The sequence below is a fragment of the Streptomyces sp. NPDC013457 genome, from assembly GCF_043089925.1.
Lineage (GTDB): Bacteria > Actinomycetota > Actinomycetes > Streptomycetales > Streptomycetaceae > Streptomyces.
In genome coordinates this window covers 1-17640 of record NZ_JBICBL010000019.1, presented here as the reverse complement: position 1 = coordinate 17640, position 17640 = coordinate 1, and the positions used below count along the sequence as shown (strand labels likewise).

Sequence of the window (17640 nt, the reverse complement as noted above, 5' to 3'; positions counted from 1 at the left end):
GGCCGCGAGTCCCTGACGATCTCCGTCCGGCGCAACGCTGTTGATGCTAACCGAGTCCACTGACAACACCCGAGCACTGACCGCCTGTCTGTCGCCCACGCCTGTCGGGACTGCTCGATCACATACGCGCTCGCTGCACCGAGCTCGGCGAGGGTGTCCTGTACGCGGTGAAGACCTTGACCGTATGGAGTGGGTCGATGCAATGCGCGCGACGCGGTGCCCGGCGGCCGTGACTCGTCATCGCGCCGCAGCGTGATACTGACAGATCAACCAGGTGCCCGTCGCGGTCCGCTGTGCCACCACGGAGAGCCGAATGGGAAAGAGTTCGCCGCTCAACGCCGTGAAGGTCACATCCTGCGAAGCCAGCGGCCGACCCATCGGCCAGCAGCATGCCGTCGAGCACCTCCACCGTCGCTCTCGCGCCGTCGGCGACTTCTGAGTAGTAGCCGGTGATCTCTGCCCTGCCGATGCGAAGACGTGGGCTGATGCCCTGGAACCGTGCGTCGGGGGTGAACAGCGCGGCGATCTCAACCGGCCGGTGGTTGTCGAACGCCTGCCGCCAGTCGTCGAGCAGTTCGGTGATGGCAGCGCACGCCGACGCGCTGGTGTGCTTCATGTTCGAGCCCGGAACCGTGTGTCGGCGGCAACTGCGATCCAGGGAATTTTCCGGACGTTGCGCATGGCCCGAACTCTGCCACAACTGTGCATGCCTGCGACTACGAGCCCGACGCCGCGTTGATCGCGTTGTCCAACGTCCTGCGCGAACGGTGGAGGTCGTCGATCATGCGGTCGATGCGGCCCCGCTCGATGGTGAGTTCGGTGATCAGTCAAGGATCGCGGCCTGGGCAAGGGGTGCTGCTACCGTCGACGAAGTCGGCGGCAGCGCTGTCGTGTAGGTGCAAGTCACGCCAGTGACGGGCCCTGGAGCATGCCCGTCGGCGGGTGGCGGTGATGCAGCATGGTGAGAAGGCGGCATATCCGGTCTGTGGCCGTGAGTGGACGGTGGGGGTGGAGCTTCGCCGGGCCGGCGGTGTTCTGTTCGCGCGATGCCGGACGCGGGCCTGGCGTGAGCGGGCGTCGCAGGATTCCGTCACGGTGACGCCATAGCCGAACGCCGCGTGCGTCTCTTTTGTCCCGGCTGTTCGGTACGGGCTCGAACGGGCGGTCCGGGCAGCCGCGGCGCTTACGAGGGATCGGGTTCTCAACCAGGCACTTAGCCTCAGCCATCAGCTGCTTCTCCACCCGTTCGCCACGGGAGTTGGCCTTGTGGACCCGTGTCCCCAGCGATTGCCTGGGGTGTGGCGCCACACACATGACGGTGGGGCGGCGGGCGAACATCACGGCACAAGAAGCGCCGCGATGCAAGGGGCGAGGCGCATCCACAATACGCCATCTCAGAAATGTCCATGGCGACTTGTGCCGATGTAGAACGTTGTTCATGCCTAGACGTCTCTCACGTGGCACGGCGGCCACTGCCATAGGCGGCCTTCTTGCGGCGCTGATCCTCACCACAGGTTCCGGTCCGGCCGCATCAGCCCAGTCTGATTCAGCAAGGTCTGACAGCGAGCGAACACCTTTCGTCACCGGGCCGATGCCCGAGAAGTCCACGGTCACCCTCATCACCGGCGACAAAGTCACCCTGAGGCCCACCGCCAAGGGTCGGTCTGCGGTGTCGGTCCATCCTGCTCCCTACCGGGATCGTGGAACATCCTTCCGGACCCTCCACGAGGAAGGGGGCATCTACGTTATTCCGGAAGACGTAACGAGTCTGCTGTCTAGCACGCTCGACCGGGAACTTTTCAACGTCCGCCGACTGATCGACAGCGGCTTTGACGACGCCTCCACCAAAGAACTCCCGTTGATCGTGCGGGGTTCCGACCCGCTGGCCGCGATCAAGGGGGAGCGGCGTTCCCGCAACCTTGCCAGTATCGGTGCCATCGCGGTGAACGTGCCGAAGAGCACGTCGTTCGCCTTCACAGCCCAGTACACCTCATCGCGCAAGCTGGCGGCCGCGGGGCTCACCAAGGTGTGGCTCGACGACAAGATCCGCCTGACACGGACCGAGGGATCAAAGCCGTCCTCAAACGGCGCGCCGCCCCCGACTCACCAGAGCGGCGCCAGCCTTGACAACTACCTGGAGCGCATCAAAGCGCCGGAAGCCTGGAGCTTGGGCCTGAGCGGTGAAGGCGTGGAGGTGGCTGTGATCGACAGCGGCGTCGATGCCAAGCACTCAGATCTGCAAGGCAAGGTCGAAGCAGAGGCCAACTTCACCACCGACCCCACTCCTGGTGATGGCAACGGACACGGCACGCATGTCGCCTCGGTCGCCGTGGGCACCGGAGCGCAGGCCGACGGAGCCCGCAAGGGCGTTGCCTTCGGCGCGAACCTGTGGTCCGCCAAGGTCGTGACGGACAGCGGAGAAGGCCTGACATCCTGGGTGATCGCAGGCATGGAGTGGGCGGCTCGCCGAGGCGCTGACGTCATCAACGTGAGCCTGGGCGGCGTTCCACGGGCAAATGATCCCTTGGCCGACGCGGTGGACGCCCTCTCGTCGGAGACGGACGCCCTCTTCGTCGTAGCCTCCGGCGACGACACTGCCGGTGACTTCAGCGTCACCACCCCCGGTGTCGCGGGAAGCGCACTCACCGTGGCGGGCAACGGTTACCGACTGGACGGTGCCGGCCCGGCCCCGTACACCTACCTTGCCAAGCCCGATCTCGTCGCCCCGGCTGCCAGCATCATGGGAGCACAGGCCAGCGGCGGGACGACGCAGCCGTACAGTGCCATGACCGGCACATCTCCAGCGACGGCGCAGACGGCCGGCGCCGCGGCCCTGCTACGCGAACAACACCCTGACTGGGACGCACGGCGAGTGAAGACCGCACTGACGACTGCGGTTCAAGAGCTCGAAGGCCAGTTGCCCCTCAACGACGGAGCCGGCCTCCTTGATGTCGCCGGAGCCGCGACCGACACGGTCAGACTGAGCCGCGGCAACGTCGACTTCGCGTATCTGCCCTACCCGGACAGCTCCAAGCCGGCAAGCCGGGACATTGCGATCACGAACGAGGGAGACGCGCCAAAGACGTTCACGGTCTCGGACCGCGCGAACGACCTCGCGGGGGACACAGCGCCCGACAACCTGGTCACCAGCTCAATGGAGCAGGTCACCGTGGCACCAGGAGCGACCGAGGTCGTGACCATCACCCTGACACCGGCCAACGGGGACCCCGGACCCTACGACGGCTTTGTGATACTCGCCGAACAGGGTGGTCCGCGACGCCACCTGCCTCTCAACTTCACGATTGAAGCACCCCGGGTGACCACCAGTCTCAAGGTGTTGGACAGGCACGGCGAGCCGTGGGCCGGCGGCACTGTCCTATTGGTCAACCTCAACGGCAAATACCAGCCGGGCGGCGGTGGCTGGGGCCTCGTCAACCTGGACGAGCAAGGCCGGGGAGCGGCCCGGATGGCACCGGGGCCGATGACGATGATGGCCACCGTTCGCACCCCGGCAAAGGGCGACGAGGCGGAATCGGTGGCCCTGACGGGGTACTCCGAGATCATGGTCGAAGAGGACCGGCTGGTCACCATCGACGCCCGCAGAGCCCGGCAACTCGAACCGGCGCGAGTGGAGGGCGCCAGAACGAAGGTCGCCTCGGCGCTCATCCAATTCGAGCAGCGGGACGAGAAGGGATACAACCTCAGCACCATGCTGGTCGCCACGGGTGACGAAGTCGAGGACCGACGTGTCTTCCTGGAGCCGACGACACCGGCCCGGCACGGTGCGGCCGCCTTCGAGACGCGATGGCGCCTGTTCTCCGACCGCGAATCGCACAGCCGCCAGGCCGACATCTACGACCTCGTTCTGGGAACCGGCCCTACCATTCCCGACGACTTGCGTTTCGTAGTCTCGAGGCGCCAGGCAGACGCATTGGCCCGGATCGAGTCGGACTACCACTCCGTCCTCGGCTCGGCCGACACGTACGTGGACACCGTGAGCGCCCACAGCCATTCGGTGAACGACTCAGTCGCTTTGAGCTATCCCCTGAGTGTCCCTCAGCGGCGCGTGGAAATGGCGACAGCCCGCAAGGACATCTCCTGGCGGCAGCATGTCACGTACGGCACCCCGCAAATTTTCCGCGCAAGACTGGTCAGCCCGGAGACCGTTTACCAGCCCGGTTGGCGATACTCCGCAGTCTGGTTCGAGGCCACCGCTCCGGCCTTGATCGCCACGCACTTGAGTGATGCGCTCAACGTCGGATCAGCGCAGATCAGCGATGGAATACACATGGGTGGGGTCGACCAAGAGATCCTCGGCCCACAACCGATCAAGATGTTCCGCAACGGAAAGGAACTGACCGGGGCCATCGGCGGTTCGTTCCCCACCACGCCAGAACGCGCCCTGTTCAGAGTGGAACACACCGCGCACCCTGTTCAGAAAATCCTCCCTATGGGCCGGCGCGTGGACACGGCCTGGACCTTCCCCTCGGAGGGGTCGGCGCCCGGAGAACCAGTACGCACACCGTCCATCCTGCGGCTCGACTACGACCCGGACACCATCTCCGCAGGTGTTCTCCGGCCTGGACGGGCGATGACAATGAAGGCCCGCATCGTCGCCGGCACCGACCAGGATGGCGTCGGCACCGTCGAGAAGGGCACCTTGCAGATGTGGGTGTCGACCGACCACGGAGAGCACTGGAGCAGGATGTCCGTAAAGGCCGGACACGATCGGTGGTTCACCGCCAGAGCCCACGGCCTGCAACTTCGCCCAGGTGACACCGTCTCCATACGGGCTCACGGTTCGGCCTCAGGCCAGCGGGGCATCGAACAGACCCTCATCGACGCCTATCAGGTGCGCTGAGCACCTCTGTCGCCTGCCGGCCCGGGCCGGAGCCTCTCGGGCTCCGACCCGGGCCACTTGTAGTGGGTCGCCCGCCCGGTCGGCCTCTGGCTCGACGTGCGGCAAGCCAGACGCATCGAGGGCGGCTTCGACACAGCGCATATACGTCAGCCGAGGAAGTCTGCGCCGTTTCGCGCACGTCCAGAGCCGATAATGAGGAGGATCGTCTCCTTGCCGCCACACCACTGCCCGGAACAAGAGGTATTCGTGCCGCCGCACACGAACCCCGTGGTGATCCGAGACGGCGACCGCGCCGACCTGGATGCCGTCCTTTCACTGCTCGACGGCGCCGTTGCCTGGCTGGAAGCGCGCGGGCGCACCGGACAGTGGGGCAGCGTTCCCTTCTCCTTGGACCCCGCCCGGCGTGAGCAGATCACGGAGTTCCTCGATCGTCATGTGGTACGGATCGCGGAGCTGGACGGTCTAGCCGTCGGTGTATGCACGCTGTCGGAAGACACCCCTCGCTACGTCGATCCCGCACGAGAGCGGGAGCTGTACATGCACCTGCTCGCCACAGCGCGCGAAGTGCGGGGTATGGGGGTCGGGGCGACGCTCTGCGCAGATGCCCTGGCGCAGGCGCGTCACCGCGAGATCAGCCTACTGCGGGTCGACTGCTACGCGGGCGATGACCGAGCCCTCGTGCGTCACTACGAACGCCTGGGGTTCATGGCTTCCACCAGCTTCAGTGTCGAACGCGAAGGACTGGCCCCATGGCCCGGACAGGTACTTGAAATGCGAACGCAGGAAACGGCAGCAGAGACGCACATGGCGTGAAAAACGCCCGCGCACTCAATTCCGCTTGACGAAGTTGCTGCCAGAAGGCTGCCAGAGCCCGCCGAGCAGGCCTGCCCCCGATGCCAGGTCGCCCACGGCGACGAACGAGGAGAGGAAGAAGGCCCGTTTAGGCCGCCTGTTTCCTCTCCTGAAGGGCTGTTCGCCGCGCATCGAAGAGCCGGAGCTGCGGGTCGCCGGGACGAGTCTGTCGTAGACGGCGATGTGGTCAGCAGCAAATCGAAAATCTCGCACATATCAGCCCAGGTCAGACGGGCGTGACTGGCTGAGGGAAGTAAGGTCAGGCTCATCAAGCAAGTCGTCGACGGAGAACGGGCTGCGGGGTGTTGAAGCGGGCTCTCAGGCAGCAGGCGACTGCCGAGTAGTACCGTGCAGGCCCCGAGGGTCAGCAATCCACCGGCGAGGAATACGCCTCGCACACGTCGGCGATGGACAGGACCAGTGCCCCGAGTGTGGCGACAGCCGCGATGCCGGCGTTGTAGGCACCGGAGTTTGCCGCGAGGGCGAGATCCGTGCGGCCCGGCGCACAGTACAGCATCTCGTTCTGGGTGACCATGAAAACCGGCCCCGAGCGCTCCGCCATAAGGCCCAGGAACATCACCGCCGCCACCGGATGAGTGCCGACCGCGTACAGACCGATCATGGCCACCGCCTGCGTGGCCACGGCCGTGGGCAGCGCGGGCTGCGGAAAGCGATCCAGCAACACCCCGGTGATGCTCACCCCGGCCAGGCAGGCGATACCGAAATCCACGAGCAGGACGCTGACGGTGCTCTGGGAGAACCCGCTCACGTCACCATGGAACTTCACGATGTACGCGTGCCCGGATCGGACGCCGGCTGTCGCCTTACAGCGCCAACTGTGCAGTGTCGAGGAAGAGATCAGAGGACATCCGAGGTCGCAGGATGGGCTCGATCTCGAGGGACTCGACAGTCTCGCCGGCGAGTTGTTTCAACAGGAGGTGAGCAGCCGAGCTGCCCATGTGCCGGGGCTGGCTGTCGACGCTGGTCAACGGGATGGGCAAGTCGCTTGCCATGTCGGTGTCGTTGAATCCGACGACGGCGACGTCCTTGCCGACCGCGAGTCCGCGATCACGAATGGTGGCCATCGCGCCAAGGGCTGAGTAGTCGTTGACGGCGAAGATCGCGGTCGGACGAGGCGTCAGGTTAAGGAGTGCCTCAGCGGCTTTGCGGCCCGCCGCTACGTCGAAGCCATACTGCAGGAGGTGCGTGTCCGGCAGGTGCACGTTCCGTTCAGCCAGGTAGCTCCGGCAGCCATGGGCGCGGTCAAGGGCCGTACTGGCCCAGGGGTGTCCGCCGACGATGCCGATATGACGGTGACCGCGCTCGTACAGATGGGCGCCGACCAGGCGGCCGCCCGCCACGTCGGCGCAGGTGACGGAGACATGGCCGGGGGCGCGACGATTGACGAGGAGAAACGGCACGCCGCGGTCCTTGAGGCCGGCGATTTCGTCGTCGGCCAGATGGGCGTCACCGATGATGAAACCGTCACAGCGTCGGCTGAGCAACAGGTCGAGTCGACGTTGCCGTTCCTCGATGTCGTCTCCCGTGCTGGCTACCAGGCTCTGGTAGCCAGCACGGGAGACGACATCGTCGATGCCTTCGAAGATCGTGGCAAGTACGACGTCGGTCAGGCGTGGGATGAGGACTCCGATGGCATGTGCCCGCCGTGTTCTGAGGCTGGCCGCTATGGGGTCCGGTCGGTAGCCGAGTTCGGCGGCGATCCGTCGCACGCGCTGCACCACGTCCTCGCCCACCCCGGGGACGGGCCCGTGTGACGTTTTCAGGGCTCGGCTGACCGTGGACTTGTGTACGCCCGCACGCTCGGCGACCTGCCCCATGGTGACGCGCTTCCTCGGTGAAGGTTCAGGTGCGGAAGACGCAGGCATTGAACGCAACCTTTCCAAGGGCTTGACGACGCAATCGGTTGCGTGAAGCATAAGGCCACGCAACCGATTGCGTAACAAGATCACCCAGGCCGGATTTGTGGCCCATCACCGGTGACGATGCCCATCTGCCTCTCTCGGGTCCTGAGACCAGAACGCAGGAGCTCCATGGAAACGATCAAGTTGACCGCACGCACCTCCGCCGCGATCCGCATGGAACGTGGGGGAGCCCTCCAGGTGATCAACACGCATGGGAGTCAGGTGGTGGATACCTGGGCCGTCCTTCAGAGCGATCCGGTCCATGGCCTGTCAATGGAGCACACGCGAGCCATTCACGGCCGTGTGCATGTGCGCGTCGGTGATGTGCTCTTTGATGACAGGCGTCAGCCCCTGCTGGCGATGACGGAAGACACCTCGCCCGGCATCCACGACACGCTGATACCTGCATGTAGCGCTGCCCGATACCGCGAGCTGGGGTACGAGGGGGAGCACGATAACTGCAGTGCCAACTACGGCCTCGCGCTCACGTCGGTGGGGCTTTCTGTCCCTGCGCGGACGCCGAGTCCGCTGAACCTCTTCATGAACGTGCCCGTTGATGCCGAAGGTCACTTCACCTTCGCTGCCCCTGTCAGCCGGCCCGGCGACTCTGTGCTTCTGGAAGCCCTGGAGGATGTTGTCATCATCCTGTCCGCGTGCCCGCAGGACATGGCCCCGGTCAACGGGGAATCTCAAGAGCCGCAGGACGCGGAGGTAAGGGTTTACGATCCCGCAGAACGGGCCAACTGGACCAAGTCGTGAACGGGCAACCAGCGCAGATGGTCACTTTGCCGTCGGCCTCTCTTGACTCGGTGGGCCACTTCAAGCTGCTGACCGCGAGTGTGGTGCCGCGGCCCATCGCCTGGACATCCACGCTGAGTCGAGCGGGCGTTCCCAACCTTGCCCCCTTCAGCTTTTACACGGTCGTCTCGACTACACCGCCGATGGTGGCTCTGACGCTGGAATCCAGTTCTGCAGGTGGCCTAAAGGATACCCAGCGCAACATCGAGGAAACGGGCGAATTCGTCATCAATGTGGTCTCGTCCGACCTGGCCGAGCAAATGAGTCACACAGCCGTAGAAAGCGCGGCCGACGTTGATGAATTCCGGCTCGCTGGAGTTGATCCGGCGCCATCCCTGCATCTGAAGGCACCTCGGGTGGCTGAAGCGCGGATCAGCATGGAATGCGTCCTCCATTCGGTGCTGCGCCCCGGCAGTGACTCCGTTCTCATCGGCGAAATCCAAACTTTTCACGTCGCTGAGGATCTGATGATGGCAGACGGAAACATCGACGTAGACAAGATGGAAGTAATCGGACGTGTTGATTCCCGGTTTATTCGCGTGCACTCTGCCTTCCGGCTTCCGTAGGGCCCTCGTGATCCATCGGCCGTGATTACTCACGATCGAAGAATTCGCCCACCTCCTGGAGAGGTCACACCATGCCTGTGTCCCGTGGCTCCGTCATCGATGACGCCCCACTGAGCCGATTTCACAAGAAGCTCACCCTGTACTCCGCCGGCGGACCATTTCTGGACGGCTATGTCCTGACCATCATCGGTGTCGCACTGATCACCATGAAACCCGCACTCGGGCTGCAGGGCATCGAACTGGGCTTGACCGCCGCGGCCGCTCTCGTCGGAATCTTCTTCGGCGGTGCGGTCTTCGGCTACGTGACGGACAAGGTCGGCCGCCAGGTCATGTATCTGGCCGACCTGATCGTACTGACCCTCGCTTCCGTGGCCTCCGCCTTCGTCACCGAAGTGTGGCAGCTGATCGCCCTGCGCTTCGTTCTGGGTGTTGCGATAGGCGCCGACTACCCCATCGCCAGCTCCCTACTTGCCGAATTCGTTCCGCGGAAACACCGCGGAAGGCTGCTGGGAGCTCTCTTCGTGGTGTGGGCAGCCGGCGCTGCCGCTGCAGCCGCCTGCGGTTGGGCCATGTCCCACCTGGGAGACGACGCCTGGCGCTACATGCTCGCGTCACCAGCCGTATTCGGACTTGCCACACTCTTGTTCCGGCTGGGAACCCCGGAGTCTCCGAGGTGGCTGATGAGCAAGGGCCGCGTGCAGGAAGCGGAAGCCATCACGCGACAGGTGTGGGGGCCTCACGCCAACGTCAGCGACATCGGGGAAGCACCGCAGCCCACCCGATACTCGGCGCTCTTCAACGGCGTCTACCTGCGGCGAGTGATCTTCGTCGGTGTGTTCTACACCGCCCATGTCATCCCGCTCTTCGCCGTCTACACTTTCGGCCCTGACATCCTCGTAGAAATAGGGATGAACACTCATTCGTCCTACGGCGCGGAACTGATCATCAGTGCCATGTTCCTCGTCGGTGGCATCCCCGGCCTGATGCTGGTGGACCGAATCGGCAGAAAGCCGCTGCTGACTTGGACGTTTGTCATCATGGCCGTTGCGTTCCTATTCATGGCGCTCGCCCCCGACGCTCCGCCACTCGCACTTTTCATCGCGCTGGCCCTTTATGCGGTGACCTCAGGCGCCTGCAACTTCATTGAGATCATCTACCCCAACGAGCTGTTTCCGACGAGCGTACGAGCCACGGCTACAGGAGCCGTTGTGGCGATCAGCCGCGTGGGATCAGCTGCCAGCACATTCCTCCTGCCGGTCCTCCTGACTCACTCGGGCGTCAGCGGCGTCATGTGGCTCATGGCTGCGGTCAACATTGCCGGCCTGCTCGTCACCGTGACTCTCGGCGAGGAGACGCGCGGTCGCGCCCTGGGAGACACCGCAGGAAACAGCCAAGCAATCCCTGCACCATCGACGTCACGTCTCTCACGGCGTGTCGGTAAGTGAGACGGAGGACACGTGTCACAGCGCGTCGCTGGATATCCGGCGCAGCCTGAGGAAGGGACTGGCCGAAGAGCGCATCTGGATGGCATGGATCTCGGCCTTCTCCTGGCCACGGAGCGACTCGAAACCCACTCCGTCACCACCAGAGCAATCGACCAAGCCTCAACGAACTGTTCATTCATCACCGTTACGGGCGACCGGGCGCTCCGGGAGGCCGAGGCCGCGCACGAGCGACTGACGAGCGGGGAGCCGCGGAGCCCACTCGACGGTGTGCCGGTCGCTGTCAAAGACCTCTTCGACGTGCAAGACACTGTCACCACAGCAGGTTCGCCCGTGCTCGCCGAACGACCGCCAAAGCGCCAGGACTCCCGCGTGGTGCAACTGCTGTCCCAAGCAGGAACCGTGCTGATAGGAAAAACGAACCTCAGTGAGTGTGCCTTCTCCGGCCTGGGGATCAACCCCTACTACGGGACGCCACTCAAGCCGGACGCCCGCAACCGGCGCCTCATCCCCGGAGGCTCCTCCTCGGGGTCGGCGGTGGCCGTTGCCTCGGGCATCGTTCCGATCTCGTTGGGTACGGACACCTCGGGCTCTGTTCGGGTGCCGGCAGCGCTCTGCGGCATCATCGGCTACAAGGCCAGCGAGAAGCGCTACAGCAAGAACGGAATGACTCCCCTGTCGCACACCTTGGACAGCGTGGGCATCCTGGCGCAGTCGATGCGCGACATCCTCACCACGGACCGGTTGCTCGGGGGCTCGGCGCTCGCGCCGCCGTCGACGGCCGCCGGCACCCACCTCCTTGTACCGCGTGGCGAGCTCCTGGACGACTGCGACCCCGACGTCCGCACCCGTTTTGAATCCGCCTTGGAAAGCCTAGCCCGGCACGGCGTCCGCATCGAGCGACGCAGAATAGCCGCTCTTGAGGATGCACAACGGATCATGGATCAGAACACGACCATCGTTGGTGCGGAGGCATACCGCGAGTACAAGTACCTCCTGGAACCGACTCATCGAGAAAGAATCGATCCTGGAATTCTCCGCCGGCTGACGCACGCGGCGCAGCACCACCGCCATGTCGAGCCTGTCTACCGGGCCATGGACCCGTTGCGCCGACAACTGCGCCAGGAAATAGGGGAAAGCATCCTCGTCTGCCCCACTGTCCGCCACACCGCCCCCGAGATCCAGCCGCTCCTGGACAACGACGAGCTTTACGACCAGACAAATCAACGATCGCTTCGAACGACCATGCTCCTTAGCTATCTTGGGATGCCAGGTGTCAGTCTTCCTATAGGTCAAGCGCACGAAGATGCCGTCGGCCTGCTGGCCTCTGCTCCGGTCGACGAAGACGCAAAGCTTCTGTCGACCACAAATAGCCTTCATAGGCTGCTTCAGGAGAAGGATCGCCACAACTTGTCGCAGAGGCCGGTGAACTGAAGGAGGAGCCGTCCGTCCGTTCCAGCGGTCGGCTGAGGGCGCGGACTGCGTCGTGCTAAGAGCGCGCTGCGGCCGCGCCAGTCTGGACAGCACCCGGTTCAGCGCGGTATGGGAATCGACAGACCTGGGCGAGATGCCGGAAACGAGCGTCGTTCACTTCGACCACGAGATCGTAGGCGGGAGCAGGTGGAGCGCCGTGCGTGACCGGCTGACCGAAGCCAGCCCCGAAACGACGCTCTGGGAGAGCGAGAACGAATACCGGTTCAGCGGCTTTCTGATGAAGCTGGTGGGACTTCTGATGCCCAGCGCCTTCCGCAAGCAGTCGCAACAGCACATGCAGGACTTCGAGGCATTTGCCGAGCAGGGAAAGGACGTCCGCGAGGCGACGGACTGATCTGCCGTAACCGGCCAGGCGTCTGACGGAAGTGAGGTCGCTGCATGGCCAACTCGGTACGCTCGGACCAGTCGGTCAGAGCTCTGATTCTGATCTCTTCGACTCGGTGACTCGACGAGCAGATCGCGGGCGCGGCTACGGAGTCTGGCTTTTTCGCGGCGGCGGCGCTCTTCACCGAATCGATCGCTCCCACCCGGCGAAAGGCCCAACCTGCGAGCTTGCAGGCCCGTGCGGTGGCCGCGACGCCTCCGCATCGTCCGGCTTGATCCGATCGTCCGGACGGACGTCCACCGCCAAGCCGCCGCCATCGAGTCGAGAGAAGAAGTCCGGGACGTGCCCGCGACGGCCCCGCCGGCCGGGGCAAAACGGCCGCAAAGGCTGGCCAGCCAGAGCCATTGACCTGCGATCGAAGTCCATCAGCATCGCGTGGTGCCGTTCCAGGTGCGACTCGAGGACAGCTGACCGACCGTAGTGGCCGCCAGTAGTCACGGATCACGGACTTCTGCCCCTGGAAGGACTTGAACGTACGCTCCGGCGACAGCCGCTCGAATCTCAGTGTCCAGCATGCCAGCAACGACTCGCGGCGGCGTACGCAGTCCTCATCGGCATACACCACCTCGAACGCAGCCTGCCCCCAGCCTTTCCGCATCCATCGCCCGGCCTGGGTCGTGCCAGGTCAGGAAAGTGAATGGCAGAGTACGAGCCAAGGCGCTGAGGTATCGGTCGGAGCCGTTCCCCCCGCCGAGTGGGAACGGCTCCGCATAGCACCTCGTCAAGTTTCTCTGAGCTGCGGTGATGTTCTCGAACCGGAGCCGGTGGCGGTGGGCCGCCCTGGTTCACGGCACAGAATCGCGGTTGCTGACCAGGTCACTCTGTTACGGGCATGCACTCGGTAAGCAGGTCGATGACGTCGCGCCAGGCTCGCTGGGCGTGCCGTGGGTGGTAGCCGACACCGGGGACCGTGGGGTGGTCGACCGTCGGGTGGTGGAAGGCGTGCAAGGCGCCGCCGTAGACCGTGAGGCGCCAGTCGACGCCCGCGGCCTGCATCTCTTCGGTGAACGCGTCCCGTTGCGCGGGCGGCATGATCGGGTCTTCCGACCCGACCCCGGCCCATACCGGGCAGCGGATGCGCGCTGCCTCGCCCGGTCGGCCCGTGGTAGTTGCGTTGACTGTCCCGATCGCGCGCAGGTTGACGCCGTCGCGCCCGAGTTCCAGCCCGACGGCCCCCCCGGTGCCGTAGCCGATGGCGGCGATCCGGTCGGGGTCGGTCCGCGGTTCGGCGCGCAGCACGTCGAGCGCCGCGTGGCCGATGCCCCGCATCCGGTCGGGGTCGTCGAGCAGCGGTAGGCAACGGGCCAGCATTTCCTCGGGGTCGCTCAAATATCGCCCGCCGTGAAGGTCGAAGGCCAGCGCTACGTATCCCAGCTCGGCAAGCGCATCGGCCCGGCGGCGCTCGACGTCGCTGAGCCCCATACCCTCGGGTCCGATTAGCACCGAGGGCCGGGGGTTGTCACCAGCCGGGAGCGCGAGGTACCCGATCATCGTCAAACCGTCGGCCGGATACTCGACCGTACGCGTCGTAATTGTCGTCATGAGAATGGACTGTAGCGATTGTCGAGCCCGGTTGGGCCGTTGTTCTCCGCTGGCAGAACAGCGCGGGTGGCGCCTTTGAGATGTTCCGAACACCCCCTTCTGGACGCTCGCAATCCAGCGTGTGCGTGGTTCCATCGAACGTGATACGTATCTATCTCTGATCTTGTGCAGTGCTCCGCCCTTTAGGGCGGGGGTGAAACGCATCCTTGGCTGGAGGCGTGCAGCGCCGGGGTTCTCTGCGCCCTCGGGGTGAGGGCCGGTAAATGCCCGGACCCTGCGGGCGTAGAGCGTCAGCCGCAACACCTTTCGGCTACGAGCGTGTCCCTGTAATCAGCGCCGGGTTGGTTTTGTGATCGGATGATTGCTCTGCTCGTTTGGAACGTGATGTCGCATTTCCGCCAGTGCCAATAGATCGCTCGCGAGAGAGTCAGCGAAGGCTCGTGTTCCCGATCGCGGGCCTGTCCGTCTGGTACTTCGCGAAAGGCACAGCGCATGCATGTCGTCCCTGGGCTCAAGGTCCTGTACTTCGGAACTCCGGTGGTGCTGATCAGCTCGCTCAACGAGGACGGCACGGCGAATCTCGCGCCGATGTCCTCGGCGTGGTGGCTGGGTGAGTCCTGCATGCTCGGTCTCGGCAACAGCGCACAGACCACCGCGAACTTGCTGCGGGAGGGCGAGTGCGTGCTCAATCTGCCCTCGTCGGCGATGGTCGATGCTGTCGACCGGATCGCGCTCACCACCGGGAAGCAGACGATACCGGCCCACAAGAAGGAGCAGGGCTACCGGTATGAGCCCGACAAGTTTGCGGCAGCCCATCTGACCGAGCAGGCATCGGATCTGGTCCGGGCTCCCAGGGCCGCGGAATGTCCGGTCCAGCTGGAGTGCAAGGTGGTCTCGGCCCATCCCTTCGGCGGCGCCGAGTCGTACGCCACCGCCTTCGAGGTCGAAGTCCTTCGCGCCCATGTCGAGGAAGACCTGGTCATCCCCGGAACGCACTATGTGGACCCGCTCGGCTGGGACCCGCTGATCATGAAGTTCTGCGAGTTCTTCGGCGGTGGAGTTAACGTTCATCCGTCGAGGCTCGCTGAGGGTTGGAACATGCCGCACCAACTCCAGTCGACAGTTGCCTGAGCAGGCATCCGGCCGCCACCCGCCCGTAGCTCGTGCTCATGCGTGCGAGATGATTGCGGTATGCGCCACAGGGACGGCTTGTTCGACGCCGAGCCGGTCGAGCCGAAGCAGCCGCGAGCACGTTCGACGGCGATGGACAGGGATTCCGGTCGTTCGACCGGCAGGACATGAGTGAGGGCCTTCGCAGGAAGCGAAGGCCCTCACTACGGGTCAGAGAATGGCGGCACCGCTGAGGCCCATTGCAGGCTACTCTCTTCACGCGCGCTCAGTCCCCCGTGTCAGTGCCCGCATGCCGGTACAGCCACGAGTAGTCGTGCACGGCGAGGAGGTCGGGACGGCCGTCGCCGGAGAAGTCTCCGACGGCGGTAAGGGACTCGATGGCGTTCTAGCCGCCACTGTCGACGAGAACCCGACCTCCGAAGGAGCCGGCCCTGCCGGGGTAAAGCCAGAGCTTGCCGGTCGATGCCTCGCTGGCGTAGAGGTCGGCCCGTCCGTCGATGTCCATGTCGCCGACGGTGGCCAGGGCGTTCATGCTGTTCCAGCCGCCGCTGCCGATAAGCTTGCGTGCACCGAGGCCGCCCGTGCCCGTGCCGGGGTAGAGCCACAGCTTGCCGGTGGACTTCTCCACGGCGAGCAGGTCCGCCCGGGCGTCGCCGGACAGGTTCCCGAAGGCGACGATCCGGCTCATGGAGTTCCAGCCGCCGCTGCCCAGTAGCTTGCGCGTGCCGAGACAGCCGCTTCCGGTGCCGAGGTAGAGCCACAGTTTGCCCGTGGATGCCTCGCGGGCGATCACGTCCTCCCTGCCGTCCTGGTTGAGGTCACTGTGCCGCACGAGAGAGTTGAAGCCGTTCCAGCTGCCGGAGCCGAACAGTCGGCCGGTGTTGTTGCCAGTCAGGAGCCAGGGTCGTCTGAGCGCGTCGCGGAAAGGGACATGGGCCTTCCGGTCGGCGTTCATGTTGCCGAAGCCCGACAGCATCGGCGAGACCCCCACGTGCCACCCAGGGTAGGGAGTCGTTTCGCATTCCCGAACGGTGCGGTGAGCTGTAATAAGACCGTGCCCTATGTGGTGAGGCGGTCGATGATGTCGTCATGGGGCGGGGTACGTGGAGTTGGATTGTTCCGGACGGGTTGTGGGAGATCGCGGAGCCGCTGATCCCACCGTCGAAGGCGCGGCCGCAAGGCGGCGGAACGCTGGACACACCTGATGAGACGCTGTTCGCGGCCATCATCTACGTGCTGGTCAGCGGGTGCGCCTGGCGGGCTCTGCCGCCCTGCACATCGAAGTCGACCGCTCACCGCCGGTTCCTGATCTGGTCCCGGGCCGGGGTGTGGGGCCGGCTGCACGAGGAGATCCTGCACCGTCTCGACGACGCCGGCCTGCTCGACCTGTCCCGCGCCGTCCTGGACTCCGCCCACGTCAGGGCGAAAAAGGGGGCGAACTCACAGGTCCGAGCCCCGTGGACCGGGGCAAGGCGGGTTCCAAGATGCACGTCCTGTCGGACGCGAACGGACTGCCCCTCCTCGTCGGCGTCACCGCCGCCAACACCCACGACAGCCTCGCGCTGAAGCCCATGATCATGGGTCACCAAACGAGACACGACCCCTACCGCGGCCGGTATTTCAGACTCCAGCGCCTCCACGCGGACAAGGCCTACGACGTCCCCCAGCTGCGAAAATGGCTCCGCGGCAAACGCGTCGGGGTTCGTATCGCCCGCAAGAGTATTGAGTCCAGCGAACGTCTCGGCCGACGCCGATGGGTCATCGAACGCACCATGTCCTGGCTGACCGGCTACCGCAGACTCAACCACCGATACGAACGCCCCCCCCGCAACTACTGGCCTTCCTCGGTCTCGCCGCAGCCCTCTGCTGCTACAAGCGACTCGTCCGCCTCACCACGTAGGACAAGGTCTAACCCGGGTCCATGCTGACGAAGTCGCCGGGCTTCAAGATCTTTTTCCGCGCCAGCTGGTGTGACGCCGAGGCCCGCGAGACCACCGTGGTCCACTACACCGTTGCCCAATAGCCCCGACCGTTGTGCACGGCCTGCTCTGGCAGACCCTGCACACCTGCGCCCTCTCCCTCGACGGAACGGTGCACCCACGTCGGGCATGCCTCAACCCGTAGGAAACGGCTTCGTTCCGCGGCTGTTGTTCAGGGGGTCAGAAAGCGAACGTGCTGGAGCGGAGTCGGTCGGCGAACCATGTGGGCGCACGGAGTTTCCCGGTTCCGGCCCCGGCATAGACCTTCAGCCGCAGGTGGCCGTAGTCGCTGGGCTTACTGTTACGAAGGCAGCACATCGCAGACGAGTAGATGAGCATGTCGCTCATCCGTGCCAGGCTCTCGTTGGTCTCGGCGGCGAGATTCACTTCTCAGCCCCTTCGGCTTCGGCAGGTTCTGCGGGTTCTGCGGGTTCCGCCGGTTCGGCGTCGGCCCGCTCGGCTTCGGCCGGTTCGGCTTCGGTCGGTTCGGCGTCCGGCCGCTCGGCGTCGGCCCGCTCGGATTCCGGCGCGGTCGGCGCCTGTGCGTGGAGCGTGGCCGCGAGTCCGGCCAGTTCCTCGGGGAGCTTGGCGGACTCGCTCCGGCCGAGGCCCGCCATCTCGACGACGGTGACGCCGTCCTTCCCCCGTACGGCCCGCACCCAGACCCG

The 17640-nt window shown here is 65.1% G+C and carries 15 protein-coding genes and 2 pseudogenes; 9 read left to right on the top strand and 8 right to left on the bottom strand.

Annotation, left to right across the window (positions count from 1 at the left end):
- Positions 1-118: 118 nt before the first annotated feature.
- Complete coding sequence (locus ACF1G2_RS34490; protein WP_391802110.1) at positions 119-616, bottom strand: YybH family protein; 498 nt, start codon at positions 614-616, stop codon at positions 119-121.
- A 975-nt stretch (positions 617-1591) separates the two neighbouring features.
- Here ACF1G2_RS34490 and ACF1G2_RS34485 point away from each other — a divergent pair.
- Both ACF1G2_RS34485 and ACF1G2_RS34480 read left to right on the top strand, forming a co-directional pair.
- Complete coding sequence (locus tag ACF1G2_RS34485) at positions 1592-4861, top strand: S8 family serine peptidase (protein WP_391802109.1); 3270 nt, start codon at positions 1592-1594, stop codon at positions 4859-4861.
- Between the two features lie 267 nt (positions 4862-5128).
- Positions 5129-5674 carry a GNAT family N-acetyltransferase gene (locus ACF1G2_RS34480; protein WP_391802108.1) on the top strand — a complete coding sequence of 182 codons (546 nt, stop codon included), beginning with the start codon at positions 5129-5131 and terminating at the stop codon, positions 5672-5674.
- A gap of 15 nt (positions 5675-5689) precedes the next feature.
- Here ACF1G2_RS34480 and ACF1G2_RS34475 read toward each other — a convergent pair whose 3' ends face one another.
- The 3 genes from ACF1G2_RS34475 to ACF1G2_RS34465 all read right to left on the bottom strand — a co-directional run bounded on the left by ACF1G2_RS34475 (position 5690) and on the right by ACF1G2_RS34465 (position 7551).
- Complete coding sequence (locus ACF1G2_RS34475; protein ID WP_391802107.1) at positions 5690-5926, bottom strand: transposase; 237 nt, start codon at positions 5924-5926, stop codon at positions 5690-5692.
- Positions 5927-6077: 151 nt separating this feature from the next.
- Positions 6078-6482 (bottom strand): hypothetical protein, encoded by a 405-nt coding sequence (locus ACF1G2_RS34470; RefSeq protein ID WP_391802106.1) that lies wholly within the window; start codon positions 6480-6482, stop codon positions 6078-6080.
- A 55-nt stretch (positions 6483-6537) separates the two neighbouring features.
- Positions 6538-7551 (bottom strand): LacI family DNA-binding transcriptional regulator, encoded by a 1014-nt coding sequence (locus tag ACF1G2_RS34465; protein ID WP_391802105.1) that lies wholly within the window; start codon positions 7549-7551, stop codon positions 6538-6540.
- Positions 7552-7764: 213 nt separating this feature from the next.
- Here ACF1G2_RS34465 and ACF1G2_RS34460 point away from each other — a divergent pair, with 213 nt between their 5' ends.
- From ACF1G2_RS34460 to ACF1G2_RS34440, 5 genes are all read left to right on the top strand, one after another.
- Positions 7765-8394 carry a DUF1989 domain-containing protein gene (locus ACF1G2_RS34460; protein ID WP_391802104.1) on the top strand — a complete coding sequence of 210 codons (630 nt, stop codon included), beginning with the start codon at positions 7765-7767 and terminating at the stop codon, positions 8392-8394.
- Positions 8391-8999 carry a flavin reductase family protein gene (locus ACF1G2_RS34455; protein WP_391802103.1) on the top strand — a complete coding sequence of 203 codons (609 nt, stop codon included), beginning with the start codon at positions 8391-8393 and terminating at the stop codon, positions 8997-8999. Before ACF1G2_RS34460 ends, ACF1G2_RS34455 begins: the two co-directional genes overlap by 4 nt.
- A 71-nt stretch (positions 9000-9070) precedes the next feature.
- The gene (locus ACF1G2_RS34450) at positions 9071-10444 is read left to right on the top strand and encodes an MFS transporter (RefSeq protein WP_391802102.1); all 1374 of its coding nucleotides are present in this window, start codon (positions 9071-9073) and stop codon (positions 10442-10444) included.
- 12 nt (positions 10445-10456) lie between these two features.
- Positions 10457-11875, top strand: a complete 1419-nt coding sequence (locus tag ACF1G2_RS34445) for an amidase family protein (RefSeq protein WP_391802101.1) — start codon at positions 10457-10459, stop codon at positions 11873-11875.
- A 196-nt stretch (positions 11876-12071) separates the two neighbouring features.
- Complete coding sequence (locus ACF1G2_RS34440) at positions 12072-12269, top strand: SRPBCC family protein (RefSeq protein ID WP_391802100.1); 198 nt, start codon at positions 12072-12074, stop codon at positions 12267-12269.
- Between the two features lie 867 nt (positions 12270-13136).
- On the opposite strand, the gene ACF1G2_RS34435 is transcribed toward ACF1G2_RS34440, so the two are convergent.
- Positions 13137-13862, bottom strand: a complete 726-nt coding sequence (locus ACF1G2_RS34435; protein ID WP_391802099.1) for a dienelactone hydrolase family protein — start codon at positions 13860-13862, stop codon at positions 13137-13139.
- Positions 13863-14354: 492 nt separating this feature from the next.
- Between ACF1G2_RS34435 and ACF1G2_RS34430 the strand changes: the two genes are divergently transcribed.
- Complete coding sequence (locus ACF1G2_RS34430; protein WP_391802098.1) at positions 14355-14993, top strand: flavin reductase family protein; 639 nt, start codon at positions 14355-14357, stop codon at positions 14991-14993.
- 385 nt (positions 14994-15378) lie between these two features.
- Here ACF1G2_RS34430 and ACF1G2_RS34425 read toward each other — a convergent pair whose 3' ends face one another.
- Positions 15379-15984, bottom strand: a complete 606-nt coding sequence (locus ACF1G2_RS34425) for an FG-GAP repeat domain-containing protein (protein ID WP_391802097.1) — start codon at positions 15982-15984, stop codon at positions 15379-15381.
- A 98-nt stretch (positions 15985-16082) separates the two neighbouring features.
- On the opposite strand from ACF1G2_RS34425, the pseudogene ACF1G2_RS34420 reads away from it, so the two are divergent.
- Positions 16083-16893 (top strand): annotated as a pseudogene (locus ACF1G2_RS34420) (IS5 family transposase).
- Positions 16894-17152: 259 nt separating this feature from the next.
- Here ACF1G2_RS34420 and ACF1G2_RS34415 read toward each other — a convergent pair.
- Entirely contained in the window at positions 17153-17359 is a 207-nt protein-coding gene (locus ACF1G2_RS34415; protein WP_391802096.1) for a hypothetical protein, read from the bottom strand.
- Positions 17356-17640, bottom strand: a pseudogene (locus ACF1G2_RS34410) (cytochrome c biogenesis protein ResB); the annotation flags it as partial. The gene ACF1G2_RS34415 and the pseudogene ACF1G2_RS34410, both read right to left, overlap by 4 nt.

Coding starts and splice junctions, on each gene's coding strand:
- ACF1G2_RS34490 (WP_391802110.1), bottom strand. CDS start 616: ATGAAGCACACCAGCGCGTCGGCGTGCGCTGCCATCACCGAACTGCTC.
- ACF1G2_RS34485 (WP_391802109.1), top strand. CDS start 1,592: ATGCCCGAGAAGTCCACGGTCACCCTCATCACCGGCGACAAAGTCACC.
- ACF1G2_RS34465 (WP_391802105.1), bottom strand. CDS start 7,551: ATGGGGCAGGTCGCCGAGCGTGCGGGCGTACACAAGTCCACGGTCAGC.
- ACF1G2_RS34460 (WP_391802104.1), top strand. CDS start 7,765: ATGGAAACGATCAAGTTGACCGCACGCACCTCCGCCGCGATCCGCATG.
- ACF1G2_RS34450 (WP_391802102.1), top strand. CDS start 9,071: ATGCCTGTGTCCCGTGGCTCCGTCATCGATGACGCCCCACTGAGCCGA.
- ACF1G2_RS34435 (WP_391802099.1), bottom strand. CDS start 13,862: ATGACGACAATTACGACGCGTACGGTCGAGTATCCGGCCGACGGTTTG.
- ACF1G2_RS34430 (WP_391802098.1), top strand. CDS start 14,355: ATGCATGTCGTCCCTGGGCTCAAGGTCCTGTACTTCGGAACTCCGGTG.